General features: G+C 61.4%; 27 protein-coding genes and 2 tRNA genes. 11 read left to right on the top strand and 18 right to left on the bottom strand.

Annotation, left to right across the window (positions count from 1 at the left end; translation table 11 throughout):
• Positions 1-63 precede the first annotated feature (63 nt).
• Both C7I87_RS17805 and C7I87_RS17800 read right to left on the bottom strand, forming a co-directional pair.
• Complete coding sequence (locus C7I87_RS17805; RefSeq protein ID WP_149905428.1) at positions 64-732, bottom strand: protein-L-isoaspartate O-methyltransferase family protein; 669 nt, start codon at positions 730-732, stop codon at positions 64-66.
• Between the two features lie 90 nt (positions 733-822).
• Positions 823-896: transfer RNA gene (locus C7I87_RS17800), tRNA-Cys, on the bottom strand.
• 216 nt (positions 897-1,112) lie between these two features.
• Between C7I87_RS17800 and C7I87_RS17795 the strand changes: the two genes are divergently transcribed.
• Positions 1,113-1,364 (top strand): hypothetical protein, encoded by a 252-nt coding sequence (locus C7I87_RS17795; protein WP_149905427.1) that lies wholly within the window; start codon positions 1,113-1,115, stop codon positions 1,362-1,364.
• 18 nt (positions 1,365-1,382) lie between these two features.
• Here C7I87_RS17795 and C7I87_RS17790 read toward each other — a convergent pair whose 3' ends face one another.
• On the bottom strand, positions 1,383-1,643 hold the full coding sequence (locus tag C7I87_RS17790; protein WP_149905426.1) for a hypothetical protein: 261 nt from the start codon (positions 1,641-1,643) through the stop codon (positions 1,383-1,385).
• Positions 1,644-1,863: 220 nt separating this feature from the next.
• Between C7I87_RS17790 and C7I87_RS17785 the strand changes: the two genes are divergently transcribed.
• Positions 1,864-1,938, top strand: a tRNA-Asn gene (locus tag C7I87_RS17785).
• 353 nt (positions 1,939-2,291) lie between these two features.
• On the opposite strand, the gene C7I87_RS17780 is transcribed toward C7I87_RS17785, so the two are convergent.
• The 7 genes from C7I87_RS17780 to C7I87_RS17750 form a co-directional block, all read right to left on the bottom strand.
• A complete protein-coding gene (locus tag C7I87_RS17780) occupies positions 2,292-3,998 on the bottom strand; it encodes an acyl-CoA dehydrogenase family protein (protein WP_149905425.1) in 1,707 nt (568 codons plus the stop codon).
• Between the two features lie 8 nt (positions 3,999-4,006).
• A complete protein-coding gene (locus C7I87_RS17775; RefSeq protein WP_149905424.1) occupies positions 4,007-4,795 on the bottom strand; it encodes a crotonase/enoyl-CoA hydratase family protein in 789 nt (262 codons plus the stop codon).
• A complete protein-coding gene (locus C7I87_RS17770; protein WP_149905423.1) occupies positions 4,792-6,408 on the bottom strand; it encodes an AMP-binding protein in 1,617 nt (538 codons plus the stop codon). The genes C7I87_RS17775 and C7I87_RS17770 overlap by 4 nt, the downstream gene beginning before the upstream one ends.
• A complete protein-coding gene (locus C7I87_RS17765) occupies positions 6,405-7,439 on the bottom strand; it encodes a glycine cleavage T C-terminal barrel domain-containing protein (RefSeq protein WP_246696304.1) in 1,035 nt (344 codons plus the stop codon). The genes C7I87_RS17770 and C7I87_RS17765 overlap by 4 nt, the downstream gene beginning before the upstream one ends.
• A 190-nt stretch (positions 7,440-7,629) precedes the next feature.
• The gene (locus C7I87_RS17760; protein WP_149905421.1) at positions 7,630-8,676 is read right to left on the bottom strand and encodes a quaternary amine ABC transporter ATP-binding protein; all 1,047 of its coding nucleotides are present in this window, start codon (positions 8,674-8,676) and stop codon (positions 7,630-7,632) included.
• The gene (locus tag C7I87_RS17755) at positions 8,669-9,556 is read right to left on the bottom strand and encodes an ABC transporter permease (RefSeq protein WP_149905522.1); all 888 of its coding nucleotides are present in this window, start codon (positions 9,554-9,556) and stop codon (positions 8,669-8,671) included. Before C7I87_RS17755 ends, C7I87_RS17760 begins: the two co-directional genes overlap by 8 nt.
• A 73-nt stretch (positions 9,557-9,629) precedes the next feature.
• Positions 9,630-10,583, bottom strand: a complete 954-nt coding sequence (locus C7I87_RS17750; protein ID WP_149905521.1) for an ABC transporter substrate-binding protein — start codon at positions 10,581-10,583, stop codon at positions 9,630-9,632.
• Between the two features lie 342 nt (positions 10,584-10,925).
• Here C7I87_RS17750 and C7I87_RS17745 point away from each other — a divergent pair, with 342 nt between their 5' ends.
• The gene (locus C7I87_RS17745) at positions 10,926-11,837 is read left to right on the top strand and encodes a LysR substrate-binding domain-containing protein (RefSeq protein WP_149905420.1); all 912 of its coding nucleotides are present in this window, start codon (positions 10,926-10,928) and stop codon (positions 11,835-11,837) included.
• A gap of 147 nt (positions 11,838-11,984) precedes the next feature.
• Here C7I87_RS17745 and C7I87_RS17740 read toward each other — a convergent pair whose 3' ends face one another.
• The 3 genes from C7I87_RS17740 to C7I87_RS17730 form a co-directional block, all read right to left on the bottom strand.
• Positions 11,985-12,284 (bottom strand): DUF982 domain-containing protein, encoded by a 300-nt coding sequence (locus tag C7I87_RS17740; RefSeq protein ID WP_149905520.1) that lies wholly within the window; start codon positions 12,282-12,284, stop codon positions 11,985-11,987.
• Between the two features lie 46 nt (positions 12,285-12,330).
• Positions 12,331-12,783 (bottom strand): hypothetical protein, encoded by a 453-nt coding sequence (locus tag C7I87_RS17735; RefSeq protein WP_149905419.1) that lies wholly within the window; start codon positions 12,781-12,783, stop codon positions 12,331-12,333.
• Between the two features lie 68 nt (positions 12,784-12,851).
• Positions 12,852-13,334, bottom strand: a complete 483-nt coding sequence (locus C7I87_RS17730; protein WP_149905519.1) for an Hsp20 family protein — start codon at positions 13,332-13,334, stop codon at positions 12,852-12,854.
• Between the two features lie 333 nt (positions 13,335-13,667).
• Between C7I87_RS17730 and C7I87_RS17725 the strand changes: the two genes are divergently transcribed.
• From C7I87_RS17725 to C7I87_RS17715, 3 genes are all read left to right on the top strand, one after another.
• Complete coding sequence (locus tag C7I87_RS17725) at positions 13,668-14,099, top strand: cupin domain-containing protein (protein WP_149905418.1); 432 nt, start codon at positions 13,668-13,670, stop codon at positions 14,097-14,099.
• Positions 14,100-14,265: 166 nt separating this feature from the next.
• Positions 14,266-15,024: a copper homeostasis protein CutC gene (locus C7I87_RS17720; protein WP_246696298.1), complete on the top strand. Its 759-nt coding sequence runs from the start codon at positions 14,266-14,268 to the stop codon at positions 15,022-15,024.
• A complete protein-coding gene (locus tag C7I87_RS17715) occupies positions 15,021-15,509 on the top strand; it encodes a GNAT family N-acetyltransferase (RefSeq protein ID WP_149905416.1) in 489 nt (162 codons plus the stop codon). Before C7I87_RS17720 ends, C7I87_RS17715 begins: the two co-directional genes overlap by 4 nt.
• 69 nt (positions 15,510-15,578) lie before the next feature.
• Here C7I87_RS17715 and C7I87_RS17710 read toward each other — a convergent pair whose 3' ends face one another.
• The 4 genes from C7I87_RS17710 to C7I87_RS17695 form a co-directional block, all read right to left on the bottom strand.
• Positions 15,579-16,601: an acyltransferase family protein gene (locus C7I87_RS17710; RefSeq protein WP_149905415.1), complete on the bottom strand. Its 1,023-nt coding sequence runs from the start codon at positions 16,599-16,601 to the stop codon at positions 15,579-15,581.
• A gap of 263 nt (positions 16,602-16,864) precedes the next feature.
• Positions 16,865-17,662 (bottom strand): FAD binding domain-containing protein, encoded by a 798-nt coding sequence (locus C7I87_RS17705; RefSeq protein WP_149905414.1) that lies wholly within the window; start codon positions 17,660-17,662, stop codon positions 16,865-16,867.
• A gap of 12 nt (positions 17,663-17,674) precedes the next feature.
• Complete coding sequence (locus C7I87_RS17700) at positions 17,675-20,023, bottom strand: xanthine dehydrogenase family protein molybdopterin-binding subunit (RefSeq protein WP_149905413.1); 2,349 nt, start codon at positions 20,021-20,023, stop codon at positions 17,675-17,677.
• A 91-nt stretch (positions 20,024-20,114) separates the two neighbouring features.
• Positions 20,115-20,615: a (2Fe-2S)-binding protein gene (locus tag C7I87_RS17695; protein ID WP_149905412.1), complete on the bottom strand. Its 501-nt coding sequence runs from the start codon at positions 20,613-20,615 to the stop codon at positions 20,115-20,117.
• A gap of 308 nt (positions 20,616-20,923) precedes the next feature.
• Here C7I87_RS17695 and C7I87_RS17690 point away from each other — a divergent pair, with 308 nt between their 5' ends.
• Genes C7I87_RS17690 through C7I87_RS17680 form a run of 3 tightly spaced genes read left to right on the top strand, consistent with a single transcriptional unit; the run spans position 20,924 to position 23,874 of the window.
• Positions 20,924-22,060 carry an FIST signal transduction protein gene (locus C7I87_RS17690; protein ID WP_149905411.1) on the top strand — a complete coding sequence of 379 codons (1,137 nt, stop codon included), beginning with the start codon at positions 20,924-20,926 and terminating at the stop codon, positions 22,058-22,060.
• A gap of 14 nt (positions 22,061-22,074) precedes the next feature.
• Positions 22,075-23,415, top strand: a complete 1,341-nt coding sequence (locus tag C7I87_RS17685; RefSeq protein WP_149905410.1) for a hybrid sensor histidine kinase/response regulator — start codon at positions 22,075-22,077, stop codon at positions 23,413-23,415.
• A 24-nt stretch (positions 23,416-23,439) separates the two neighbouring features.
• Positions 23,440-23,874, top strand: a complete 435-nt coding sequence (locus C7I87_RS17680) for a hypothetical protein (protein WP_149905409.1) — start codon at positions 23,440-23,442, stop codon at positions 23,872-23,874.
• Between the two features lie 15 nt (positions 23,875-23,889).
• Here the strand turns inward: C7I87_RS17680 and C7I87_RS17675 are convergent, their stop codons facing one another.
• Positions 23,890-24,573: a response regulator gene (locus tag C7I87_RS17675; RefSeq protein ID WP_149905408.1), complete on the bottom strand. Its 684-nt coding sequence runs from the start codon at positions 24,571-24,573 to the stop codon at positions 23,890-23,892.
• A 225-nt stretch (positions 24,574-24,798) separates the two neighbouring features.
• On the opposite strand from C7I87_RS17675, the gene C7I87_RS17670 reads away from it, so the two are divergent.
• Positions 24,799-25,497, top strand: coding sequence for a fumarylacetoacetate hydrolase family protein (locus C7I87_RS17670; RefSeq protein WP_149905407.1), 699 nt, complete (start codon positions 24,799-24,801; stop codon positions 25,495-25,497).
• Positions 25,494-26,144 carry a maleylacetoacetate isomerase gene (gene maiA / locus C7I87_RS17665; protein ID WP_149905406.1) on the top strand — a complete coding sequence of 217 codons (651 nt, stop codon included), beginning with the start codon at positions 25,494-25,496 and terminating at the stop codon, positions 26,142-26,144. Before C7I87_RS17670 ends, maiA begins: the two co-directional genes overlap by 4 nt.
• The last annotated feature ends 1 nt before the right edge of the window (position 26,145 follow it).

The raw sequence follows: 26,145 nt of genomic DNA, 5'->3' as shown, positions 1-26,145 counted from the left end.
ATCGGCAACGATCGTTCAAATGCAAGCGACCATGACAATGCCTTTGCTGCAAGGCCAAATCATTCAGAATTCGAAAGCATGCTCACGTTCGAAGCCGGGTAGTGGCTTAATTGCCGCATTAAATGCCCTTCTTCCGGTTACAACCCCCCCGGCCTTGAAAAAAAGCCGCGCCACGCCCGAATTGCCCTGGCCCTCGACCGCAACCAGGCGGCCGCCTTCAGCGAGTTGGTCGAGCAGCGACGCCGGCACTTTGCCGACACTGCCGCCGATGAAGATGACATCGTAAGGCGCCTTCGCCGCAAGGCCTTGCGCCAGTGCGCCCTGAACCACGGTCACATTGCCGCAGCCCAGGCTGGACAGGGTCGACGCGGCGGTTTGCGCCAATGCCGAATCGCTTTCGAGCGCCACGACGGATCTCGCTAGTCGCGACAGGATCGCCGAGGCGTAGCCGGTGCCGCAACCGACATCGAGCGCCGAATCGGCCACGCTTATCTCGGCCAGTTGCATCAGCTTGGCTAGGGGCGAAGCCTCCATCAGGTAGCGCGAGCCATCGGCGCTGTCGGCGATGCGGATGTCCTCGTCGATATAGGCGAGATCGCGCTGGCGATCGCCGACGAAAACCTCGCGCGGCACGGAAAGCATCGCGTCGAGCAGCGGCGCGCTGGTCACGTCGGTGGTGCGGACCTGACCATCGACCATCTTGACGCGAAGTTCGGAAAAATCAGCGCTCATGTCCCAACCAATCTGCTTGCCGCGTCAGAATCGCGGTTCATTTCGACCGGAACTTCAGGCTCCGGCGCTGACGCGCGGGAGCCCGGGTATTGGAGGCCTCGCCCGGAATCGAACCGGGGTGCAAGGATTTGCAGTCCTCTGCGTAACCACTCCGCCACGAGGCCTCGTTGCTCCCGGCGTTCCACCCGGTTCCAATAGGTTGCGGCGAAAATGCCGTCAAGCGGCCACGACGTATTCCGAACGGTTTCCTCTGCGCCGGCCTGGCCCCAATCGGATCGCCGTCGCGCCCCGCTCTCACATTGGCAATCCGTTAAGCATGGCGAATGATCGAGCGAAACTCCGCGCACCGGCCCGCGTTGAGAAACACGGAGGACTGCGCCATGCCCATGGCCAAACCGAAGGACGAAACGCACGAAACGGAAAGCGTGTCGCTGCTGGGGCGCGAGGAATTGGTGCGCTACGCCATCGACTGCCTGAGAATTGAAGGCAGCGGCAGACTATCGCCGCGTGACCGCGCGCGTCTGGCCTCGGCCTCCGCGGTCCTGAAGGATATCAGCCAGGATTTGAAGGCAGACGCACAACCGGAGTCGGAGGAGTCCGGCATTGGCATAGAGAGACAGCGCCAGGATTGATTCTCTCGGCAAGGCCGCTCAATCCGGCCGGCGTCGCCGTTCCCACCAGACGACCAAGCGGCGCCGATGGCGGCGGACCATGGCGAATTCGTAGGAGAGCACCAGCAGTCCGAGCGGCACCATCCAGAAGCCAAGGATCGGCAAGAACCCGAGAATGCCGCCAATGGTCAAAAGCACGCCGATCGTGATTCTGAGACCGCGCGACTGCGGCATGGTGAATTCGCGCCCGAAAACCGAGATCTTTCGTGCGGTTATCGGGTTTTCGTCCGTGGCCGTCATCGCGAACAACTGCCTGTCTGGGGCTTGATAATGTCATTTTACGAAAGCCACGACCGCCCTTTCGGTTCCGCGCCCGTCGCCAAGACGGCTAATATGAGGGTGGGCGAGGCCGATTGCGAGAAACCGCCGCGCGAAAAAGTCTCGAAAAAATGCGAAATGCTTCTTTGCAAAGCCGAAACGGGTTTGCTATAGGCTGCGCCACTTGCTGAAGAGCCTCCGTTCCCCGGTAGCTCAGTGGTAGAGCAACCGGCTGTTAACCGGTTGGTCGCTGGTTCGAATCCGGCCCGGGGAGCCAATTTCTGCGCTCAAAACGCATCACCTACCTTCTGCACATTGATTTTGCGATATAATTCGCGCCGGCAGCTTCAAGCGGTCGGCGACGCGCTCAGCCGACAACGATCGCGACCTCGGAAGCAATGGCGAAGCCAACTCCCGCTCTGCCCTCGCGCTTTTGGTGGAGGCAAACCGCCTGGTCAGACGGTCGAAGTCCGCCGCCGAAAGGTCCGGGCCGTCGACCATCGCCAGCCCATCGCCAGTCGCGACGCGCACTTGGAACCGGGAAATGGCCCCGTGGCGCATGTATCCGCGCTAGGAGCGCTTTCATCCGTCGCTGGCCATAATGCCAGTCGCGCGGCTCAGGTATACCGATTATTCAAGGCCATCCGAACCTGTCGCATCGGCGCCGGATAATGACGCCTTCGCCGCGGCAACCGCCGATACCAATTCAACGGCGATGAAAAACCTTGCGTTGATTGCAGCTTCTGTCTCAAGCGCGCCGCCTCGTGCAAGCGCCGCGGCTTCAGCCAGATGAGCACCGGCGACAACGTTGGCCAAGGCACGCTGGAATGGCACGGCAACCGCGAGTGACAATGAACCGCCGGGCGCATCGCAGAGCATTTTCGCCAAATCCACCGTGTCAGCCACAGCTTGAACGGCCGGTAAACAGCTTTCGAAGGCAGACAATGTCCTGCGACAAGATTCCAAAATCTGAGACAACGTCTCTCCGCCCCCAACGAACAATTTTCGCGTGACGAGGTCGATAGCCTGGATGCCATTCGTGCCTTCGTAGATCGGAAGAATCCGCGCATCGCGGTAGTATTGCGCGACGCCGGTCTCCTCGACGTAGCCCATGCCGCCATGAACCTGGATCGCGGTCGAGGTCACTTCCACCGCGATATCCGTCGAGTACGCCTTGGCCAAGGGCGTCAGCAATGAAGCTCGCGCATAGGCGCGGTGCCTTTCTTTTTCTGTCTGCGCGTTCACGCTCGAATCGAGCGCGGAAGCCGTCGCCATGCACAGCATGCGCGCCGCTGCGGTCCTGGTTCGCATCTCGAGCAGCATTCGCCTGACATCGGGATGGTGGATGATGGGGCTTGTATTTCCATCTCTGCCCGGGGCGCTGCCCTGGACACGTTCCCTTGCATAGGCGAAGGCCGCCTGCGTCGCCCGCTCCGCGAGCGCGACACCCTGTGTCCCGACCAGGAGCCGCGCATTGTTCATCATCGTGAACATGCAATTGAGACCACGGTTCTCCTCGCCGATGAGCCAGCCTTTTGCGCCTCCGTTGTCGCCATAAGCCATGGCGCAGGTGGGCGAGCCGTGAATGCCGAGTTTGTGCTCAAGCGAAAGACACCGCAGATCGTTGTGCGAGCCGTCAGGAAGAATCTTCGGAACCAGGAACAGGGAAATACCGCGCGTGCCCGCGGGCGCGTCTTCCAGCCGTGCAAGAACCAGATGTACGATATTCGGCGAGCAATCATGCTCGCCATAGGTGATGAATATCTTGTTGCCGGTAATACGGTAGCTGCCGTCGCCCGTCCGTTTGGCTTTGCAACGAAGATTTGAAAGATCGGAACCGGCCTGTGGCTCCGTCAGGTTCATGGTCCCGGTCCATTCACCGGACACAAGCTTGGGCAGGTAGCGGTCCTTGAGCTCCTGAGAGGCGTGTTCGGAGATGGCTTCGATGGCGCCAGCAGTCAAAAGCGGGCAAAGGGCGAAAGCCATGGAGGACGAATTCCAGAACTCGGTGCAGGCCACGGCCAGCGAGATCGGAAGCCCCTGGCCGCCATATTCGGTTGGTCCTGTAAGGCTGTTCCAGCCCGCCTCGCACCAGGCCTGGTAGGTTTCGCGCCAGCCTGGCGGCGTGGTCACCTTTCCGCCTTCGTCGAGGGTCGAGGGGGTTCGGTCGCCAACCGGATTCAAGGGGGCGATGCGCTCGGTCGCAAAACGCCCTGCTTCGGATAGGATGGCCCGGACGTCTTCGGGGGAAAGGTCCCCGCTCTGCTGCGTCGTGGCAAACCGATCGGCGATCTGCATCGCCAGAAGGATTTGGGAGATGGGCGGATTATAGGTCATCGTGAACGTCAACTCGTGCCGGGTTCGAGGCGCTTGGTCTTCTTGGAAAAGAACGCCTCCAGCCGATCCCTGATCTCCGGATTGGTCTGAACCGCCATTGCGAGCAGGCCCTCCGCAAACAGGCCGTCCGTGGTGGACATGTCGTTGATGCGGGATATGCCGGTGACGATGGCGAAATTGGTGGTCGGCGGATTACGTGCGACCTGTGCGGCCAATTCTCTGGCACGTAACAATGCTTGACCGGCCCCCACCACCTCATGGCACAGGCCAAGGTCCAGGCCACGTCGCGCATCGTAGGTGCGGGCCGACAGCATCATATCGACCATGCGCGCCGGGGTAACGATCCGGGCAACGCGCACGGTCGCCCCGCCGCCCGTGAAAATGCCGCGCTGGCCTTCCGGAAGGGCAAAGAAGGTTCCTTCTTCGGCGATGCGTACATGGGCGGCCGCTGCCAGCTCAAGCCCTCCGCCGACGACCGCTCCCTTCAGGGCGGCAATCACCGGGATTCCGCTGAACTGAATGATATCGAAAGCACGGTGCCATTTCTGGCACATGGTCATGAACTCGATTGGAGACCGGTCCTTGTCATAGTGCTCGCGAAGATCCAGCCCAGCGCAGAAGTGGTCGCCCTTTGCCGCAAGCACGAAGGATCGCGTGCCCTCCGGCGGCGCGCGAAACACGTTTTCGATTTCCAGCAGCATATCTTCGCTGATTGCGTTGCGCCGGTCCTCGCGCACCAGCGTTACGATCGTTACCGGGCCGTCCGTCTCGATGGTGATGTAGTTCGGTTTCGTCATGGTGTTGTCTTCACTTTTTCACGCAGTTTGTATTTTTCGATCTTTCCCGTTGAGGTCTTGGGCAAGCTCCCGAAGACGTAGCTCTTGGGAACCTTGAAGCCGGAAAGATGCTGGCGGCAAAATTGGTTCAACTCGTCAGCAGTGACGCTCGCCCCCGGCTTCAATTCCACGAAGGCACAGGGCGTTTCGCCCCACTTGGCATCCGGCTTGGCCACGACAGCGGCGGCGCTGACGGCGGGGTGGCGATACAAGGCGGATTCCACTTCGATCGAGGAAATGTTCTCCCCGCCGGAGATAATGATGTCCTTGTAGCGATCGCGTATTTCGAGGAATCCGTCGGGATGTTGCACGGCGACGTCGCCGCTATGAAACGCGCCGCCGGCAAAGGCGGCTTCCGTAGCGGCTTCATCCTTGTGATAGCCTTTCATGACCGTGTTGCCGCGCAACATGATCTCACCCATCGCGGTCCCGTCCTTCGGCAGACGTTTTCCCGATGCGACATCCCGGATCTCGACAGTCTCCATCATCGGGAAACGAACGCCCTGGCGTGCCTTGATCGTCGCGCGCAGCGCGACATCCATTTCGTTCCACTCTTCCTCCCAAATGGACTGAACGACGTGGCCGTAGGTTTCCGTGAGGCCGTAAACCTGCATGACGTCGAAGCCCAATGCCTCGACTTTCTCGAGGATCGTCGCCGGCGGAGGCGCCCCCGCCGTCATCACGCGCACCTTGTGAGGAAGCACGGGCCGTTCTGCTTCCGCGGCCTCGACCAGCATGCCCAGCACGATCGGCGCACCGCCGAAATGCGTGACGCCGAATGAGCCGATGGCATCATAAACGGCCTTGGCCGATATCTGCCGGCAGCAGACGATTGTCGCAGCGAGCGCGGTCATGGTCCACGCATGGCCCCAGCCATTGCAGTGGAACATGGGCACTGTGTAGAGATAGGTCGGATGACCCGACAGACCCCAGCCGGCGATGGTACCGAGCGCCATCAGGTAGGCGCCACGGTGATGGTAGAGCACCCCCTTCGGCCTGCCACTGGTACCGGACGTATAGTTGAGGCACAGGGTTTGCCACTCGTCGGTCGGGAACACCGGGTGGAAGTCGGCGGGCGCTGATCGAACCAGATCCGAATGGCGCTGGCTGCCTGGCAGGGCATCCCCTGGCCCGCCGAGATCGATGATGACGGGTCGGCCGCACTTGGTGCGCTGCAACGCCTCCTCAGCCATCGATGCGAACTGCCTGTCCAGCATCAGGACCCGGGTTTCCGCATGGTCCAGGATATAGGCCACCGTCTCGGCATCAAGGCGGATGTTGATGGTGTTAAGAACGGCGCCGGCCATTGCGACAGCAAACTGCGCCTCGAACATCTCCGCCGTATTCGGAGCAAGCACGGAAACCACGTCACCCGGTTTGACACCGATATCCATGAGGGCGGCGGCCAGAGCTTCGCAGCGTTGGCGCACCTCCTGCCAGGTGAAGCGTCGATCCTCGTCGATAAGCGCCAATCGGTCTGGATAGAGTTCGGCCGTTCGCCCCAGAAATGATAGGGGCGTCAGCGGGACATAGTTTGCGGGCCTCGGTCGTAGATAGGGTGCTTCGGTGTTCATAGGAATGGGAGTTCCACAAGCCGCGCAGCGATCGGACCGCCGGCGCGGTGAACGACGACAGTCTCGCCCGCCTTCATGCCGACGGAGATAAGGGCGTATCCGATGTTCGCCTTCATGCGAGGGGACCATGTGCAATTGGTCATCACGCCGACCATGGTGCCGGCGTGCGTGATATCCTCGCGTTTCGTGCCGAGCGGCGCAGGCGTTGCGCCGTCGAGCACGAGACCCAGTTGGTGCCGCTTCGGCCCCTCGGCCTTGATCCTGCGTAGTGCCTCAATGCCGACGACATCGTCCGGAACATCGAGGTCCACATATTTGCCCAGCCGCACTTCGAAGGGATTGGTGTCCTCGTCGGTGTCACCGCCGACGGAAACCAGCCCGCTCTCCGTGCGCTCGGCCGTCGCGGGCGCTCCCGGTCCGATCCCCCAGGGTTTGCCTGCCTCCTTGAAGATGTTCCAGAGCTTCGTGCCCTTGGTGCCATCCTTCAGGTAGATCTCAAACCCGCCCTGCTTGGACCACCCCGACCGCTGCACTGCGACGGGAATGCCTTCAATCTCGGTTTCCTTGAACCAGAAGTACTTGAGCGTGCGTACCCAATCGCCGACAACGTGGGCCACCACGTCTTCGGCCTTGGGTCCCTGAAGAGCCATCGGCGAGACGTCGGGTTCGCTGATGTCGACCTTTAGACCACGCTCCGCCGCGATGGCGCTTGCCCACAGCCACATGTCGCAGTCCGCGATTGAAAACCAGAAGAGATCGTCGGCGTGCTTTAACAGGATAGGGTCATTGATGATCGTGCCGCGATGATTACAAAGCGGCACATATTTGCCCTGGCCGACCTTGCACGTGGAGAGATCGCGCGGCGACAGGATCTGCGCAAGCCGGCCGGCGTCGTGTCCCTTGAGCTGCACTTGGCGTTCCACGCCAACATCCCATTGTGAAACCCCGTTGATGAGCCGCCAGTATTCGCCTTCCGGATCGCCGTAGGACGTCGGCATGATCATGCGGTTGTAGACGTTCGCGGCCACCATGCCCTCCGCCACCGCCGCCTCGAAAAAGGGGGACGGTCGAACACGTGCCGTCGGTGAAAATGAAAACATCGAGGTCTCCTGTTGCGTCCCGACGGGCACGGGAATTCCGATTGCCGGTTCTTGCGGTTACGCTGCCCTCGCGGCCGCGATATCTTGATAGAAATGTGCCGCCCAAAGAACGGCCGTCAGTTCAACCGATGTCATCAGCCGGAGTCACGATCGCGCGCAAAAGCAGTCGCAGGCTGATCTGGCCGACCGGCGTTCCGGCTTCGTCCATCACGGTGAGATGCTCACAGTCATGCTGCATCAGCACATTCGCGGCGGCATCGAGCGTCGTTTGCCTTGGCACGGTAGCCAATGACCGATCCTCCGGATTGAACGGCGCCATGACTGCCTCGACATGGACGACGCGGCCCCGGCTGACCTCCTTGACGAAAGCCTTGACGTAATCGTCCGCGGGTCGCAGGACGATGTCTTGGCTGGTGCCCTGTTGCACCACTTCCCCGTCGCGCAGGATGGCGATTCGGTCGCCTAGCCGAAGGGCCTCGTCGAGATCGTGGGTGATGAAGACGATGGTTTTCCTGATTTCCTTCTGGATATCGAGCAGCACCGTCTGCATGTCCGTGCGAATGAGGGGATCGAGCGCCGAAAACGCCTCGTCCATCAGCAGGATCGGAGCATCGTTTGCGAGCGCCCGAGCAAGCCCAAGACGTTGCTGCATGCCCCCGGACAATTGGTTGGGATAGTGCTTTTCGAAGCCGGCAAGACCCACACGGTCGACCCAGCGGGTGGCCGCCTCGACTTGCCGGCGTCGCGGCACACCTTGTATCTGCAGGCCGTAGACAACGTTTTCCAGCACGTTGCGGTGCGGTAGCAGCGCAAACTTCTGAAACACCATCGCCGTCTTATGCCGCCTGAACTCGCGCAGCTCATGAGCCCCCATTTTCACGACGTCTTCGTCGCCAACCAGGATCTCGCCCGCCGTCGGATCGACCAGTCTGTTGATGTGGCGGATCAACGTCGATTTGCCGGAGCCGGAAAGGCCCATGATGACCTGTATCGCTCCGGCCGGCATGGTGATGTTGACGTTCTTGAGACCCAGGACGTGGCCGTGGCGCCCGTTCAGTTCGGCTTTGGAAGTCCCCTGCTCCAGCAAGGGAACCATGGCTTTGGCATTCGGTCCGAAAACCTTCCAGAGGTTCCTGATGTCGATCCCGGGCTGGTTCGCTTCAGCCATGGACGATCTCTCGGTGCTTTTGCAGGCGGCTGCCGTATGCCTGGCTGATGCGGTCGAAGATGATGGCGATACCGACAATGGCGAGGCCGTTGAAGACGCCCAAAGTGAAATATTGGTTGGCGATTGCCTTGAGCACCGGTTGGCCGAGCCCCTGCACGCCGATCATCGAAGCGATCACCACCATGGAAAGCGCCATCATGATCGTTTGGTTGACGCCTGCCATGATCGTGGGCAGCGCAAGCGGGAGTTGGACATTGCGCAGCTTCTGCCAGCTCGATGAGCCGAACGCATCCGCCGCCTCCAGCACATCCCTGTCGACCATACGGATTCCGAGATTGGTAAGACGTATCATCGGCGGAACAGCGTAGATAACGACCGCAATGACGCCGGGCACGCGGCCGATCCCCAGCAACATGACGACGGGGATCAGATAAACGAAACTGGGCATTGTCTGCATGACGTCGAGTACCGGATTGACGATGCGCTGCAACCGGTTCGAACGGGCCATTCCGATCCCGATCGGTATTCCGATCACGATTGCAAGCACGGTGCAGACGAAGATCATCGACACCGTCTTCATCGTGTCGTCCCACATATCGAACCAGCCGATGACCAGAAGCGTCACGACACAGCCTGCGACAATCTTCAGGCTGCGACTTGCGATCCAGGCAATGACCGCGACCGCCGCAATCACCACCGGCCAAGGGGTTGCGAGGAGCAGGCGCTCAGCCCAGATGAGGAAGCTCTGAAGCGGGTTGAAAAGGCTCTCTATGCTGTCGCCGTAGGCGCGTGTGAATGCACGGAAGCCTTCATCGATATTCTTTTTCAACAGACGGAGCGTATCTGCGTCCATCGTCGGAAATTTCCAGAACGAATCCATTCCCAGTTTCCCCGTGGAAAAGGCGGGACGGCACCAGCTCGGCGATGCCGCCCGCAACCGCTTGCGCGGGCAGTTAGAGGGAGGCCTTGATCTTTTCGGCCACCTCGGGAGAAACCCAGGTTTTCCAGATGTCCTCATTGTTTTTGAGGAAATGCTTGGCGCCGTCCTCGCCAGTCGCCTGATTATCCGTCATCCAGGCGATCAGCTTGTTGACGGTATCGTTCGACCATGCGCGCTTGTTCAAATAGTCCATGATTGCCGGACCGGCGCGATCGGCGAAAGTCTTGCTGACAAGCGTTTGCACGTCGTCTGCAGGCCATGCATTCGGCTTTGGGTCGGGGCAGTCGCCGATCGATGTGCAGCGCTTCCATTCAGCTGCATCATAGTCAACTCCATACCCGAGCTTGACCATCGGGTACTTGCCGAGGAGCGAGGTCGGAGCCCAATAGTAGCCGACCCAGGGCTGCTTGGCCTCGTAGGCTTTCGCAATCGAGCCATCGAGCCCGGCCGCGGACCCGGTGTCGATCAGCGTGAAACCGGCTTTCTCTCCCCCGAACGCCTTGAAGAGCTGCGTGGTTACGACCGTACCGCCCCAGCCTTGCGGACCATTGTAGACGGCACCCTTGCTCTTGTCCTCCGGAGCGGGAAAGAGTTCGGGATGCTTGAAAAGGTCGGGGATCGTCTTGATGTCAGGATGTGCCTCGGCGACATATTGCGGAATCCACCAACCTTGGATCGCTCCGTCGGAAAGGATTTTCGATGCGGCTATCGCCTTGCCTCCGTCCAGAGCGCTTTTGACCAGTTCCGGCTGCAGGCTGACCCAGGCCTCGGGAACGATATCCGGTTGTCCCTTGCCGGCGAGCGAGGTCAGGGTTGGTACAGTGTCGCCGGAAACGACTTCAGCGGAACAGCCGTAGCCCTTCTCCAAGATGAATTTGTCGAGACTGGCCGCCACGTCAGCGGATTGCCAGTTCATCGTGGCGATTGTCACTTCGCCGCATCCGGCCGCAAACGATGCCGATGCCATCGACAGAAGGCCGAGGGTTGTCCCGGCGAGACATGCAACAATGTGTCTGTATTTCATTTCTTCCTCCCAAGCGGTTGATGCAGACTTCGCTGTTTGACGACCACCGCCTCCTCAAACAGCTATCGGGAACAGCGCCAGCTTTCGTCTATGAAAGCTTTCCTCCAAGCCGGCGATGGCCGAGGCCCGGGCCTACTCCCGTTCCCGTTCTCCCAGATTGTTTTTCTCACCCGGCTTGAGACCTGGACAGGCAGATAAGATTCATCGGTGCATTACTTTTTTTGATGATGACTGCTATTCTTCACGTTGCCGTTCGGCATCGATAGGCAACGTGGCTGCTCCAGAATGCATGATTTACCGCCTTTGAAATCGTTGCGTGTTTTCGAGGCCTGTATCCGGCTCGGAAACTTTACCCGGGCGGCGAGAGAACTGAATGTCGGCCAACCCGCCATCAGTCACCAGATTCATGCTCTGGAAACAGACCTCAACGTCCAGCTGTTCGAAAGGAAGGGCTCGCTCACGGTGCCAACTGCCGAGGCGCTGTCGTACTACCAGACGATAGCGAACGGCCTCTCGGACATCGCCAGGGCGAGCGCCAAGCTCCGAAGGAACAATCGACAGGATGCCCTGACCCTCGCGACCTATCCGGGCATTGCCATGTTTTGGCTTATGGCGCGTCTGGAGAGAGTCAGGCGCCTCTATCCCGATCTGGTTGTCAGGGTAACGACGGCGGAACGCGACCAAGACATCCCGTTGGAGGAGGTGGACTGCGCTATTCTTTTTGGCAGCGGCGATTGGTCAGGGTACGAAAGCCGCTTGCTGATGCAGGAAATTGTGGTTCCGGTGGCAGCGCCCGCTCTCGCTTCGCGCCTTGCCGGCGTTTCCCGCGCCGAAATGCTCGCTCAGGGCCCTTTGATCCACCTTGAAGATCGAGAACAGCGCTGGTTCACCTGGTCGGACTGGCGAGACCTAAGGTCGCCGGACAGTCAGAATATCAATGCCGGCATCACGGTGACCAACCATGGCATTGCCATTCATCAGACCTTGATGGGGTATGGAATTGGGCTGGGCTGGAGCGGCGTGATCGACCAGTTGATCGAGAATGGGCTTCTGATTGCAATGGATCCAGAGCCGATCTCCTCCGAGCGAAGCTATTTCTTGGTCGCAAGGCAGGACTTTCTGGATAGCAAGATCGGAAGGCTTGTGGTCAATTCCTTGGTCGATCAGGAAACGACATTGCAGGGCAACTCATTGTGAAGTTCGTGTCTGTTTGTCGGCCGCGCATCGCCGCTTTCCACTTGGCGGCGTGGCGGACACGACAAGCTTCACCCCGCGCGGGAGAAGCAGCGCCGTGACGGAGCCGCGGCAGCGACACTCTGGGCAGCGCCGCTGCCGTTGTCGCGGCTAGGCGGCTACCCCACCGCGGCCTGACCTGGTACCGCTCATCCAAGGCAACGGCGCAAGCGGCTCCTGCAGGATCTTGACGGATCTCGCGAACCCAGCGACGGCATCGCGGGCGACCGATAGTGGGATCTGGCCATCGTAAGCACGCTGGCAAGCACGGAAGGCCGTTTCGAAAATCGGCCCCCGCCGCTCCCGCGGCCACTCGTCCAGGAAGTCGAATGCATCCTCAAGGCTTCCTATTTCTTGAATGAACTGGCCATCCTTGACCAACACCGGTCGATCGAACGTCCTGTCGCCCATATAGTCCTCCATTCGGTTGAGCGATTTGGTTTGCTGATTCGGCCCTTCACGCAACGGCATGCTCAGGCTCCGCGAACATGCCGCCATCCCCACATCTGGGCGGAACACCGGCGTACGCCGGAACTGGCGGCGGATCATCGTCGTCGTCACCTCGCCAGGGGTATCGCATCCAGTTGCGCCTGGTTTTGCTGCGACGCCGGCTTGAAGACGGACTGCGGTCAACCGGAGCCCTGGCCGGCGGCTTGCGCCTCACCTCGTCCAGGCTGCGGAGCGCACGAAGAATCTCGCTGACCTGAGCAATGGCACCGCTCTCCAATTGGCGCAGGGTGGGATTGTCAGGAACCGCATTGGCGTCTGAAGCCCAGAACGCGAGCAAAGCTCTCTTCTCGCCGATCGTCATTTCCTCGTTCAGGACGTCTTCGGGCGTACGCAGGGCTGCGAATTCTGCAGCGTGCTCTGTCAGTTTGGATTCATGAAAACAGTAAGATTCGGATCTCATCTCCATTCTCCGCGATCTTTGCCTCCCGGCCGAGCCGGGAGGCGGACCACAGACTGAGGTTTCCAGTATTAGGCCACCTTGCGTTGCGGCTCTGCATCTATGGACTGCTTGTTGCCGCCATCCTGAAGCGGAACCGCTCTGGCTTCGGAACCGATCTCGATGCGCCGAGGCTTGAGTTCCTCCGGCACTTCGCGGACCAGGTCCACCGACAGCAGGCCATTATGGATATTGGCCGCCTTGACCTTGACGTGGTCTGCAAGTTTGAACACCTGCTTGAAGTTGCCTATCGCAAGGCCGCAGTGGAGGATTTCCCGATTTTGCTGATCGGGCTTCCTCTGTCCGATTACGGACAATTCAGGGCCGTTCTGCACAAGCTCCACTTCGTCAAGACCGAAGCCGGCGACGGCCATCGTGATACGATAGTCGTTGTCGCCATTCTTCTCGATGTTGTAGGGAGGCCAGTCGGAGCGCACGCTGTTTTCGAGCATGTCGAACAGTCGGTCGAAGCCGACGGTGGTGCGGTAAAGGGGGGAATAATCAAAGCTTCTCATAGCCATATCCTCCGTGAAGCAACATGGTTTACGGGTCGCCGCAGCGTCGCTGCGACGTGGTATGTCGAGCCGAAGCCTCGACGGAAAACGATCTGGGAATCACGGTTTTTTTGTTCAAGAGGCCGCCCGAAATTTTTTTCAGCCATTCATGATCGGGCATGCATCATCAGACTATTGCGGCGAAAGACTTCGGTTGGAAGTGGGTGAGGACTACGGCTCGGGTGGGTGGATCAACTGCCCGAGCAAGTCCGCGCCAGTTTCGGCCTCTGGTCACGAGCTCTCTTGCACGCTCCCGCCGCCGCGCGATAGATGCGTCGGTCAAGGGAGGACATCATGCGGAAAATCCTGGCATCGGCATTGCTGCTTACAGCAGCATCGTTCGCGACCGGCGCTCATGCACTGGACCGCAGCGGAACCCCCGTCGTCGTGACGCCACTCGCGTCACGCACCACCACGGCATCCGGCCAGCCGATCACGCTGCCGCGGAAGAACGTACAGGTGCTGGTCTCGACCTACGACATCGCGCCGGGCGCGACCTTACCGGTCCATCGGCATCCCTTTCCGCGCTACGCCTATGTCGAGGCCGGAACGCTGAAGGTCACCAATGTCGAGAACGGCAACAGCAACACCTACAAGACGGGCGATTTCATCATCGAGATGATCGGGCAGTGGCATCAGGCCACCAACATTGGCGACGGGCCGGTCAAGCTCCTGGTGATCGATCAGGTCGAGGAAGGCGCCAAGAACACCGAATTGCGCAAGTAGCCACCAAGGCTATGCCCCGAAAGGCGAGAAGGCCAGCCGCCTTCCCGCGTCGTCTCACAAGCCAAGCAGTCAAATGTCGCCTGCTCCGAATGGCGTACCGTTCACGCTTCCGCGCCAGCCGTCCTGGTGCTAGGGCTCTTCACAACATCATGAACTGGATCGTCCCTTGACCACAAAAACTCGCCCGCCGCTGATCGAAATCTGTGTCGAAGGCATCGATGGCCTGCTCGCCGCGCAGGCCGCGGGCGCCGACCGGGTCGAACTGTGCGCCAGCCTGGTCGAGGGCGGCATCACGCCGAGCCTCGGCACTGTGCGCGCCGCGCTCGACCAGGCGACCGTGCCGTTCCACGTCATGGTGCGGCCGCGCGGCGGCGATTTTCTCTATAGCGAGACCGAATACCGTTCGATGCTGGCCGACGTCGCCGCACTCCGCAAACTCGGCGTGCCCGGCGTGGTGTTCGGCTGCCTGAACGCCGACGGCACCATCGACGAGAAGCGCATGGGCGAACTGACCGAGGCCGCTGGCACCTTGAACGTCACCTGTCACCGCGCCTTCGACATGACGCGCGATCCGGCCGAGGCGCTGGAAGCGCTGATCCGCTGCAAGGTTGGCCGCGTGCTGACCAGCGGCCAGCGCGACACAGCAATCGAGGGCTTGCCATTGCTTGCGGAGCTGGTCCGGCAGGCCGGCGAGCGCATCATCATCCTCGGCTGCGGCGGGCTCGATCTCGGCAACATCGCCGAGGTTCACGCAAAGACCGGCCTGTCCGAAATGCATTTCGCGGCCCTCAAGGATGTGCCGAGCGCCATGCGCTACCGCAATCCCAAGGTCGGCATGGGCGGCTCGGATCTCGACCGCGAGTATCGCAACACGCTGACCGATACACCGCTGGTGGCGGCGACAATCACGGCGGCCAAGGCATGACCTCTCCGATAGACCGCATAGCGCAGGACGACGAAGCGGCCATACTGGCGCTCAACAACGAGCACGCCGCCGAATTGTCGTGGCTCGAAGCCGAACGGCTGTCCTTCCTGCTCGGCGAGGCCTTCTATGCGCGCCGCATCGGCGATCTCGAAGCCTTCATCATGACCTTCGACCAGGATGCGAACTACGACAGCCCGAACTTCATCTGGTTCCGCGACCGCTACATCAGCTTCATCTATGTCGACCGTGTCGTCGTCGCAGCACATGCAAGAGGCCGCGGCCATGCTCGCCGGCTCTATCGGGACCTGTTCGACCATGCGGAGAGCGCCGGCCACACACTGGTCACTTGCGAGGTCAACACCGACCCGCCCAACCCTGCCTCGGATGCTTTCCACGCTGCCCTTGGCTTCACCGAAGTCGGCGACGCAGTGATCCATGGCGGGAAGAAGGCGGTGCGCTACTATGTCAGGCAGATCGCCGCCTGAACCTGCCGGCTTACCTATTCTAAAGCCGTGCGGCCCATCGTCTGGCCACTATTGGAAGAATCGGGGCGCTCACCAGTTGCGGTTGAGCCATTCGCGCGCCGGCCGCTCGATGAGATAATAGCTGCAGAGGGCGCAGGCAAAAACCCCCGCCAGCATCGGCCATGGGCTGCTGCCCTGCTCGTACACGAATTTGTAGAAGGGCTGCTGCCACAGATAGAGCGAATACGACCACAGACCCAGCATCGTCATCGGCGGGGATGACAGCCATCCGGACAAGAACCGAGTGCTGAAATCCAGCGCGTTGACGGCAATCGCCAGCAATGGCACCGCGATCAGGTAGTGGATCGGTGTCGGTACAGGGTCCGTGAACAGGAAAACCGCGCCGACAGCCGCCGCAACGGTGACATAGGGGCCCTTCAACAAAGTCGGCAGCTTGCCGTCGGCCTTGAGCAGGCAGATCGCGGCCGACAGCAGGATCGAGGCGATGTGCACGTCGGTGCGCCAGTAGGCGGTCTCATAATCCATGTGCAGGAACCAGTAGGAAACCGCGCCATTGGCCATGGCAAGCAGGACCAAGACCAGCAGCAGCGGGATGACACGGCTGCGGCTGGCAACGACTGCACTGATCGCCGCCAGGGTGATATAGGCATGCTCTTCGATGCAGAGCGACCAGATGTGGTCGAGTGCGCCCGCCCGGTTCAGGAGAATTCCGGCATAGTTGTAGGTGAATGTCAGCGCCGTCAGGGCCGCTTTCCATTTGAAGGCGATGAACGTGCCGGAAAGCGCGACCATGGCGACGACGACGAAGACCACAAGCGCCGGATAGATGCGCGAGAAGCGGCGTTTGAAGAATTTCTTCAGCGGGTAGCGTTCGATGAATAGGATTTCGGCCATCAGCCGGCCACTGAGCACGAAGAAGAATTCGACGCCCAACACGCCCAGGTTGATGCCGGGAACGGGGAAAAAATGCCCGATCAGCACCAGGGCGATCGACAGGCCGCGCCAGCCGTCGAGATAGGCCAGCCTTGTCCTGGCCGATCGGTCGGCGATCGTTCGGGAAGGAACCAACCGGGTTGCGGAAATTTCGGACATGCCGATCCTTTCGCATTGGCATGCGAAAGGGCACGGCGGTACGCGCTCCGAACCCGGCTCGCATTCCCGCCCCGACCCATACTGCAGTGCAATATAAATTTGTGCAAGTGCGAGATTGTCGTCGATGAAATTCCCAGGCAAGCATGGACCGCAATTGCTTCAAGCAAGCATGGGGACGCGGCCGCCGGCAACTGGGCAGCTACAGGCGCCAGGAACGAAAAAGGGGCCGTGACAGCCCTTTTCTTGTCCGCGTTGAGCTTGCGTCAGGCGTTGGCTGCCGCCACCGCGCGCTTGGCCATGACCACGATCAGATTGGCGCGGTAGTCAGCGGAAGCGTGGATGTCGCTCATCAGGTTCTTCGCCGGCACTTTCACACCATCGAGCGAAGCGGCATCGAAGCTCTTGGCGAGTGCCGCCTCGATCTCCTTCGAGCGGAAGACGCCGTCGTCGCCGGCGCCGGTCACGGCAACGCTGACGCCATCCTTGCCCTTGGCCACGAACACGCCGACAATCGCGTAGCGCGAGGCCGGGTTGCGGAATTTCTCGTAGGCTGCCTTCGCCGGCGCGGTGAAGGAGACCGCCGTGATGATCTCGCCATCCTTCAAGGCGGTTTCGAACAGCCCCTTGAAGAACTTGTCGGCTGATATTTCGCGCTTGTTGGTGGCGATGGTGGCGCCCAGCGCCAGCAGCGCCGCCGGATAGTCCGCCGCCGGATCGTTGTTGGCGATCGAGCCGCCTATCGTGCCCTTGTGGCGTACCGCCGGATCGCCGATCAGCGACGCCAGATGGGCAAGCGCCGGGCAGGCCTTGCGCAACTTCTCGTCATTGGCAACGTCGAAATGCGTGGTGGCGGCACCGATGGTGACCGTCTTGCCAGACACCTTGACGCCCTGCAACTCCTTGATGCGTGACAGGTCGACCAGATCGGAAGGCGCCGCCAGCCGCGTCTTCATGGCGGGGATCAAAGTCATGCCGCCCGACAGCAGCTTGGCGTCGCCGCTCTTCACGAGCTTGGCGGCTTCAGTGACCGAGGCGGCACGGTGATAGTTGACCGAGTACATGGTTGCTCCTCCTCAATGCTTCGCGGCGCGGATCGCGGCCCACACGGTCGACGGTGTAGCCGGCATGGTGATGTCGGCGATCCCGATGGCATCGGTGATGGCATTGATCACCGCCGGCGGCGAGCCGATGGCACCGGCCTCGCCGCAGCCCTTGATACCGAGCGGGTTGCTCGGACATGGCGTGTTCGACGTCGAGACCTTGAACGACGGCAGGTCGCCGGCACGCGGCATGGTGTAGTCCATGTAGCTTGCCGTCAGCAGTTGCCCGCTGGCATCATAGTGAGCGCCCTCCAAAAGCGCCTGGCCGACGCCTTGGGCGATGCCGCCATGCACCTGGCCTTCGACGATCATCGGATTGATGATGTTGCCGAAATCGTCGGCCGCGACGAACTGGACGATCTCGGTCGTTCCGGTTTCCGGATCGATCTCGACCTCGCAGATATAACAGCCCGCCGGGAAGGTGAAGTTCGCCGGATCGTAGAAGGCCGTTTCCTTCAGTCCTGGCTCCATGCCGGCCGGCAAATTGTGCGCGGTATAGGCGGCCAAAGCCACCTGGAACCACGGCAGGCTCTTGTCGGTACCGGCGACCTTGACTTCACCGTTCTCGATGACGATGTCGCCCTCGTCGGCCTCGAGCAGGTGCGCGGCGATCTTCTTGGCCTTGGCCTCGACCTTGTCGAGCGCCTTGGCAATCGCCGACATGCCGACCGCGCCCGAGCGCGAACCGTAGGTGCCCATGCCCATCTGCACCTTGTCGGTGTCGCCATGGACGATCGACACCGAATCGATCGGCACGCCGAAACGCTGGTTGACCAGTTGCGCGAATGTCGTCTCGTGCCCCTGGCCATGGCTGTGCGACCCCGTCAGGACCTCGATGGTACCGACGGCGTTGACCCTTACCTCAGCCGATTCCCACAGGCCGACGCCGGCGCCGAGCGAGCCGACCGCGGCCGACGGCGCGATGCCGCAGGCCTCGATGTAGCAGCTCATGCCGATGCCGCGCAGCTTGCCCTTCCCGGCCGCATCCGCCTTGCGCTTGGCAAAGCCGGCATAGTCTGCAGTCTTCATGGCCGCGTCGAGCGAGGTCGCATAGTCGCCGGCGTCATAGTTCATGATCACCGGTGTCTGGTGCGGGAAGGTCGTGATGAAGTTCTTGCGCCGCAGTTCGGCCGGAGACACGCCGAGCTCGCGTGCCGCGGCCTCCATGGTGCGTTCCAGAAGATAGGTGGCTTCCGGCCGCCCTGCCCCGCGATAGGCGTCGACGGGTGCCGTGTTGGTGTAGACGGTGCGCACATTGGCGTGGATGGCGGGAATGTCGTACTGCCCCGACAGCAGCGTCGCGTAGAGATAGGTCGGCACACAGGACGAGAACAGCGACATGTAGGCGCCGAGATTGGCGATCGTATCGACCTTCAGCCCGGTGATCCTGTTGTCCTTGTCGAATGCCATTTCCACGGTCGAGACGTGGTCGCGGCCATGCGCGTCGGTGAGGAAGCTCTCGGTGCGGTCGGCGACCCATTTGACTGGCACGCCGGTCTTCTTCGAGGCCCACAGGCAGACGATCTCTTCCGGGTAGATATAGATCTTGGAGCCGAAGCCGCCGCCGACGTCCGGCGCGATCACGCGCAGCTTGTTTTCGGGAGCGACATTGTAGAAGGCGCTCATCACCAGCCTCGCGACATGCGGGTTCTGCGATGTCGTCCAGCAGGTGTAGTGATCCTCGGCCCTGTCGTAATGGCCGAGCGCGGCGCGCGGCTCCATGGCGTTCGGCACCAACCGGTTGTTGACGATCTTCATGCGGGTGACGTGCGCTGCCTCCTTGATGGCGGCGTCGGTGGTCTTGGCATCGCCGATCTCCCAGTCGAAGATCAGGTTGTTCTCGGCCTCGGCATGGACCTGCGGCGCGCCCTTTTCGAGCGCCTTGGTCGCGTCGACGACGGCCTTCAGTTCCTTGTAGGTGATGTCGACCGCCTCGGCCGCGTCACGTGCCTGGCCCTTGGTTTCCGCCACCACCACCACGACCGCATCGCCGACATAACGGACCTTGTCGACGGCCAATGGCGACCATGCGCCCATCTTCATGGGCGAACCGTCCTTGGAATGGATCATCCAGCCGCAGATCAGGTTGCCGATACCGTCGGCCTTGAGCTCCTTGCCTGTCAAGACGCCGATGACGCCCGGCATGCCTTGAGCCTTTTTCAGGTCGATCTTCTTGATCTGTGCATGGGCGTGTGGGCTGCGCACGAAGGCCGCATGCTTCATGCCGGGAACCACCATGTCGTCGACATAGCGGCCGGCGCCGGTGATGAACCTTTTGTCTTCCTTGCGCGCGACCCGAGCGCCAACACCTTCGATACCCATTGCAGAGATTCCTCCCGAAAAGTGAATAGGAAGTAGTGAGGATAGTCGCCGGTTCAGACCGACTACTGACTACTCACGACCGACTCTTCTCTCACGCCGCTTGTTTCGTCTTGCCCTTGGCCCCCTTCGACATCGTCTTCGATGCGGCGAGGATCGCCTTCACGATATTGTGGTAGCCGGTGCAGCGGCAGATATTGCCTTCGAGTTCTGTCCGTACCGTCGCCTCGTCGAGGCCTTCGGGATGACGGTTGATCATGTCCGTTGCAGCCATGATCATGCCTGGCGTGCAAAAGCCGCATTGCAGACCGTGATGTTCCTTGAAGGCCGCCTGGACGGGATGCAGGTCGGCGCCGTCGGCGAGACCTTCGATCGTAACCACCGTCGATCCGGACGCCTGGACCGCCAGCATGGTGCAGGACTTCACCGCCTTGCCGTCGACATGGACGACGCAGGCTCCGCATTGCGAGGTGTCGCAACCGACATGGGTGCCGGTCAGGCCGAGATTCTCCCGCAGGAAATGGACGAGCAGCGTTCGATCCTCGACGGCACCGCCGACCCGCTTGCCGTTCACCATCAACGAAACATCCGACATAGCCCCTCCCTGGGTGTCAACCTTGGTCATCACGCTGCCGACGAGCCGTTGGCACTTCGGCCACGCGTTATTCGTACACCGCGCAACGCACAAAAAACAGCACGACGGAAAAGGCGGATCATTGTACTTTCGGTCATGGCCAAGGCACCAAAGTGTATTCCTCCGGCCCCATTGCCAAAACGCCTCCCGACGGCAACAATGCCTTCGACGCCTGTGCGCCAGCCCTTGAAAAGCCGCGCACAAGAAGGCGTCGGAGGAAATGCGGGAGAACGCCGCTGAGAGGTTCACGGACGCGCTACGCATGCGGCTTGTCGGCGCTGACCACGGACGAGCCCGACCCCGATGTCTTCGCACGCGCGGTAGCCGCCGAGGCCGCTGCCATCGATGCTGGCTTTGCCCTCGTGTTCTTTTCCCAGAGCCTTGTCGAGGCCGGTGCCTTGTCACGGGCACTCTCGGCCCACGCCCCGCTTCTCCACCATGCCGGCTGTTCCACCGCCGGCGAGATCACGCCGCAGGGGCTCGAAGAAGGCCATATGCTGGCGATGCTGCTGCCCTCGGCATCCTTCACGGCGGTCAGCACCATGGTCGACAATTTGTCGACATCGGGCATGGACAGGATCACCGAAGAGGTCGAGGCGCTGCGGCGCACCCTGCGCGCCCGGCTCGGCGGCGAGCGGACCAGGAACACCTTCGCGCTCTGCTTCATCGACGGGCTGTCCTATGCCGAGGAAGCGGTGAGTTCGGCCATCCACTGGGGTCTTGACGACATACCGCTGCTCGGCGGCTCTGCCGGCGACGATTTGAAATTCGAGACGACGCGCTTGATCTCGAACGGCAGGGTCACCTCCGACAGCGCCATCATCGTGCTGATCGCCACGGAAATTCCGTTTCACGTCTTCAAGACCGACAATTTCGTTCCGACAGACGAAAAGCTGGTGGTGACGGCGTCCGATGCGGATCACCGCATCGTGCGGGAGTTCAACGCCACCAATGCGGCGGAGGAATATGCCGCTTCCGTCGGCATTCTCCCGCAGACCCTGACGCCGCTGAGCTTCGCCTCGCATCCGGTGGTGGTGAAGGTGGGCGGTGAATACTACTGCCGCTCGATCCAGAAGATGCACCCGGATGGGTCGCTGTCGTTCTTCTGTGCCATCGATGACGGTGTCGTACTGTCGATCGCCCAGCCCAAGGACATGGTGGAAGCGACACGAGCGGCATTGCGCGAAGTCGAGGAAAGGCTGGGCGGTATTGACCTGATCCTTGGCTTCGATTGCGTGCTGCGCCGGCTCGATGCGCGCAACCGGCAGGTCTTTCGTGATATTTCGGAGCTCTACCGGGTCAACAATGTCGTCGGCTTCGGCACTTACGGCGAACAATACCGGTCGATGCACCTGAACCAGACTTTCACCGGCATCGCTTTCGGTGACCGGCAAGCGGCTGAATAGGGCGGCGACACAGCATGCCGCTCAGGGACATAAACGATCTCGACAGGCTGAAGAAGATCAACGCCGCCCTGGTCAGCCGCGTCGAGCGCTCGATGGATCAGCAAGGTAATGCCTTTTCGCTGTTCCAGACCGCGATCTCGCTGGAAAACCGGGTGCGTACGCGCACCGAAGAACTGCATTCGACCTTGCGCAGGCTGGAACAGTCGAACATCGACCTCAGCGCCGCCAAGGAAAACGCCGAGCTGGCGAACCTGTCCAAGACAAGGTTCCTCGCCGCCGCCAGCCACGACGTGCTGCAGCCGCTGAACGCCGCCCACCTCTCCGTCTCGGCCCTTGCCGAGGTGCAGACCAGCGACGAGGGAAAAAAGCTGGTGCGGCAGGTCGAGCGCTCGCTGGAGACGATGGAAGACCTGCTGCGCACCTTGCTCGACATTTCCAAGCTCGATGCCGGTGTGGTCCAGCCCGACATTGGCGATGTCAGCCTGGAGGCGCTGTTCTCGTCGCTGCGCTCGGATTTCCACCCCGTGGCGGAGTTGAAGGCGCTGTCGCTGAAATTCCGGCCGGTCAATGCCGTGGTCCGCTCGGACAGGACGCTGCTACGCCGCATCCTGCAGAACATCCTCTCCAACGCGCTGGGCTATACACGCTCGGGCGGCGTCCTTGTCGGCACACGCCATCGCGGCGACACCATCCGCATCGATGTCGCCGACACAGGCTGCGGCATTCCCGAGGATCAGCGCGAAGCGGTATTCGAGGAGTTCCATCGCGGCACCTCGCCGGCCAACGCCGAACTCGATGGCGGCGGTCTTGGGCTCGGGCTCGCCATCGTGCGCCGCATGGCCGGCGCGCTCGGCCACCCCGTGACGTTTTCATCCAAGGTCGGCCGCGGCACCATCTTCCACATCGACGTTCCCGTCGGCATCGGCGCGCCGGCCGATGCCATCGCCAGCGCCGCCAGCCTGGAGCGGCCGCGCGGCTACGGCCTGTTCGGCACCAAGGTGCTGCTTGTCGAGAACGACGCCGAGGTGCTGGAAGCCATGACCTTCCTGCTCGAACGCTGGCAGTGCCTGGTGCGCGCCGCGACCTCGACCGACGATGCGCTCGATATGCTCGGCGATACCGACTGGGTGCCCGACATCGTCATCGCCGACCAGCATCTCGACGGCGGCGACCTCGGCACTGCCACCATATCGGAGGTCCGCGACTATCTCGGCCGCGCCGTGCCGGCGCTGATCGTCACCGCCGACAGCTCCGAAGCCGTCGCCAAAGCGGCGCGGGCCGGCGGCATCGAACTGATGCGCAAACCGCTGAAGCCCGCGCAACTGCGCGCGCTGCTGGCGCATTTATTGGCTTGAGCAGGTTGGGGATAGGTAGAACCGATGGCCAATAATATTCTTGGCTACTTGGGGAAGCCAGCATCATCCCTGTTGACGTCACCGCAGTTTGAATCCTGGAAATTCAAACGAACTGTTGACGATGACCTTCCGGAAACGCGCATCGATTACGTTTCTGCTCGTAACAAATTTTCATTCATCTGCGACGAGGATGAAAAGATAAATACAATATTCATTGAAGCCGATAGTTTAGATCGCGATCTCTTGAACATTCCCTTTTCATTCAGCCGCAGCGATGTGCTGAATGTCCTCGGTGTGCCCTCAAAGAGCGGCGCCGCACGGACAGATCCCTTTTTGGGTGAGTACGGCCCGTGGGACCGATTTGATGAAGCGCGTCATTCAATACATATCCTGTATCACGCTCACGTTGACCGAATAAGGAGGGTGGCGCTGGCGCGCGCTGACTCGGTCAATAAGTAACCAAGACCTATCTGCTCAAAATCCCGCCTGATCGCGAAACAACTCCGCATTGTCCAGCTTCGAGACCTCGATCACCGCTTGCGTGCGGCTGTAGACGTTGAGCTTGCGCAGGATCTCCGAGACATGCGCCTTAACCGTGGTCTCGCCGACCTGCAGTTCGTAGGCGATCTGCTTGTTGAGCAGGCCCTGGCGCAGCATCTGCAGCACTCTCAGTTGCTGCGGCGTCAGCTTGGAAAGGCGCTGGACCATATCGGCGCGGTCGGTGCTGTTGGCGTCTGGCGGCTGGCCCTCGTAGGTTTCCGGCACATAGATGGCGCCATCCATCACCGAGCGGATGGCGGCGGCCAGGTCGCTCTTGCGCGCCGATTTCGGGATGAAGCCGGCAGCGCCGTAGGACAACGCCTCGGAGATGATCCTCGGCTCCTCATAGCCAGACACGATCACCACCGGCAGGCGCGGATAGCGGGTCCTGAGCTGCAGCAGCCCGTCGAAGCCGTGCACGTCGGGCATGCTGAGGTCGAGAAGCGCAAGGTCGAAAGGTTTTGCGTCGGCCAGCAGATCCAGCGCCTCGGCGATCGAGCGCGCCTCGACCGTATCGACCTCGGGATAGGCCATCTGGACGGCGCTGTGCAGCGCCTCGCGAAACAGCGGATGGTCGTCGATGATAAGAAACCGGGCACGATCGGTGGGAGGGGTCATAGGGCTCGTTCCGGTTTACCGGCCACACCATAGTCTCCTGACCATGGCCGGATTATTGGCAAATAGTCTATCGCCTGTTGACGGGATTCATCGCTGCAAAAATGATGGGAAGCCTGAATTCCTTATCCAGCCGCGGCAAAGCCCGTGTTTATCAAAAGCGACGCCTTGCCCGGCCCCCAAAATCGGCCGAATGTGCCGCCAGCTCCATCAAGCGCAGAGACCGCCATGACCGCCTTTGTCCTTCCCGTGCCGCCGACGCCTTCTGTCGCCATTGCGGGTTCCGGCGAGCGCTTTGCCGTGCGGCGCATCTTCTGCGTTGGCCGCAACTACGCGGCGCATGCGCGCGAATTCGGCAATGACGAGCGTGACCCGCCCTTCTTCTTCACCAAGCCGGCCGACGCGGTGGTCGATTCCGGCACGGAGATCCCCTACCCGCCGCTGACGGAAAGCCTTCACTTCGAGATCGAACTGGTGGTGGCGATCGGTACATCCGGCTTTCGCATATCCCGTGACAAGGCGCTGGACCATGTCTGGGGTTATGGCGTCGGCATCGACCTTACCCGTCGCGATCTCCAGGATGCCGCCAAGAAGGCGGCCCGGCCCTGGGACTGGTCGAAGGCCTTCGACCGTTCCGCGCCTTGCGGCCCGCTGATTGCCGCGCGGAAATCCGGGCACCCGGCGAAGGGGCGCATCTGGCTCGCTGTCGACGGCGCGGTGAAACAGGATGCCGACCTCGCCGAACTGATCTGGCCGGTGGCCGACATCGTCTCGATCTGCAGCGAAGCAGTCGAACTGCAACCGGGCGACCTGATCTTCACCGGCACGCCGGCCGGTGTCGGCGCGGTCAAGCCGGGCGAGACGATATCAGGCGGCGTGGACGGCATCGGCACGATCGAAATAACCATCGGCCAGTCAAAGTCATGAGCGACATCGCCCTGCACAACTACTTCCGTTCCTCCACCTCCTACCGGGTGCGGATCGCGCTGGAGATGAAGGGGCTGAGCTATGACTACGTCTCGCATCATTTGCGCCACGGCGAGCATCTGGAACCAGCCTACCTCGCCGTCAATCCGCAGGGTTTGGTACCGGCATTGGTGCTCGACGACGGTACGCTTTTGACGCAGTCGCTGGCCATCATCGAGTATCTCGACGAGATCCAGCCCACACCGCCGCTGCTGCCGAAGGATGTGCTGGGACGCGCCCGCGTCAGGATGCTGGCGCAGATCATCGCCTGCGACATCCACCCGGTGAACAATCTGCGCGTGCTGACTTCGTTGCGCACCCTGTTCGGCGCCGGCGACCAGGACATCACCAATTGGTTCAGCCACTGGGTGAACGAAGGTTTCCAGCCGCTTGAAAAGATTCTGGCTTCCTCGCCGACGACCGGAACATTCTGCCATGGCGAGGCGCCGGGGCTGGCCGACATCTGCCTTGCCGCGCAAGTCACCAGCAATGCCCGTTTCGGCGTCGATATGGCGCCCTATCCGACAATTTCGCGCATCAACGCCGCCTGCATGGCGCTACCCGCCTTCCAGAAAGCCGCGCCACAGAACCAGATCGATGCCGAATAGA

The organism is Mesorhizobium sp. SARCC-RB16n, assembly GCF_008520305.1.
GTDB lineage: Bacteria > Pseudomonadota > Alphaproteobacteria > Rhizobiales > Rhizobiaceae > Mesorhizobium.
The sequence above is the reverse complement of the archived record's forward strand: the minus strand, read 5'-3'. Positions and strand labels throughout refer to the sequence as shown.

Excerpts from the sequence above, each read along its gene's own strand:
- C7I87_RS17755 (WP_149905522.1), bottom strand. The coding sequence starts at position 9,556 with ATGGATTCGTTCTGGAAATTTCCGACGATGGACGCAGATACGCTCCGT.
- C7I87_RS17775 (WP_149905424.1), bottom strand. The coding sequence starts at position 4,795 with ATGACGAAACCGAACTACATCACCATCGAGACGGACGGCCCGGTAACG.
- C7I87_RS17700 (WP_149905413.1), bottom strand. The coding sequence starts at position 20,023 with ATGGGTATCGAAGGTGTTGGCGCTCGGGTCGCGCGCAAGGAAGACAAA.
- C7I87_RS17745 (WP_149905420.1), top strand. The coding sequence starts at position 10,926 with ATGCATGATTTACCGCCTTTGAAATCGTTGCGTGTTTTCGAGGCCTGT.
- C7I87_RS17760 (WP_149905421.1), bottom strand. The coding sequence starts at position 8,676 with ATGGCTGAAGCGAACCAGCCCGGGATCGACATCAGGAACCTCTGGAAG.
- C7I87_RS17695 (WP_149905412.1), bottom strand. The coding sequence starts at position 20,615 with ATGTCGGATGTTTCGTTGATGGTGAACGGCAAGCGGGTCGGCGGTGCC.
- C7I87_RS17735 (WP_149905419.1), bottom strand. The coding sequence starts at position 12,783 with ATGAGATCCGAATCTTACTGTTTTCATGAATCCAAACTGACAGAGCAC.
- maiA (WP_149905406.1), top strand. The coding sequence starts at position 25,494 with ATGAGCGACATCGCCCTGCACAACTACTTCCGTTCCTCCACCTCCTAC.
- C7I87_RS17740 (WP_149905520.1), bottom strand. The coding sequence starts at position 12,284 with ATGGGCGACAGGACGTTCGATCGACCGGTGTTGGTCAAGGATGGCCAG.
- C7I87_RS17670 (WP_149905407.1), top strand. The coding sequence starts at position 24,799 with ATGACCGCCTTTGTCCTTCCCGTGCCGCCGACGCCTTCTGTCGCCATT.
- C7I87_RS17765 (WP_246696304.1), bottom strand. The coding sequence starts at position 7,439 with ATGGTGGCCGCGAACGTCTACAACCGCATGATCATGCCGACGTCCTAC.
- C7I87_RS17780 (WP_149905425.1), bottom strand. The coding sequence starts at position 3,998 with ATGACCTATAATCCGCCCATCTCCCAAATCCTTCTGGCGATGCAGATC.
- C7I87_RS17750 (WP_149905521.1), bottom strand. The coding sequence starts at position 10,583 with ATGGCATCGGCATCGTTTGCGGCCGGATGCGGCGAAGTGACAATCGCC.
- C7I87_RS17770 (WP_149905423.1), bottom strand. The coding sequence starts at position 6,408 with ATGAACACCGAAGCACCCTATCTACGACCGAGGCCCGCAAACTATGTC.
- C7I87_RS17795 (WP_149905427.1), top strand. The coding sequence starts at position 1,113 with ATGCCCATGGCCAAACCGAAGGACGAAACGCACGAAACGGAAAGCGTG.
- C7I87_RS17730 (WP_149905519.1), bottom strand. The coding sequence starts at position 13,334 with ATGAGAAGCTTTGATTATTCCCCCCTTTACCGCACCACCGTCGGCTTC.
- C7I87_RS17685 (WP_149905410.1), top strand. The coding sequence starts at position 22,075 with ATGCCGCTCAGGGACATAAACGATCTCGACAGGCTGAAGAAGATCAAC.
- C7I87_RS17790 (WP_149905426.1), bottom strand. The coding sequence starts at position 1,643 with ATGACGGCCACGGACGAAAACCCGATAACCGCACGAAAGATCTCGGTT.
- C7I87_RS17705 (WP_149905414.1), bottom strand. The coding sequence starts at position 17,662 with ATGTACTCGGTCAACTATCACCGTGCCGCCTCGGTCACTGAAGCCGCC.
- C7I87_RS17710 (WP_149905415.1), bottom strand. The coding sequence starts at position 16,601 with ATGTCCGAAATTTCCGCAACCCGGTTGGTTCCTTCCCGAACGATCGCC.
- C7I87_RS17715 (WP_149905416.1), top strand. The coding sequence starts at position 15,021 with ATGACCTCTCCGATAGACCGCATAGCGCAGGACGACGAAGCGGCCATA.
- C7I87_RS17675 (WP_149905408.1), bottom strand. The coding sequence starts at position 24,573 with ATGACCCCTCCCACCGATCGTGCCCGGTTTCTTATCATCGACGACCAT.
- C7I87_RS17805 (WP_149905428.1), bottom strand. The coding sequence starts at position 732 with ATGAGCGCTGATTTTTCCGAACTTCGCGTCAAGATGGTCGATGGTCAG.
- C7I87_RS17725 (WP_149905418.1), top strand. The coding sequence starts at position 13,668 with ATGCGGAAAATCCTGGCATCGGCATTGCTGCTTACAGCAGCATCGTTC.
- C7I87_RS17680 (WP_149905409.1), top strand. The coding sequence starts at position 23,440 with ATGGCCAATAATATTCTTGGCTACTTGGGGAAGCCAGCATCATCCCTG.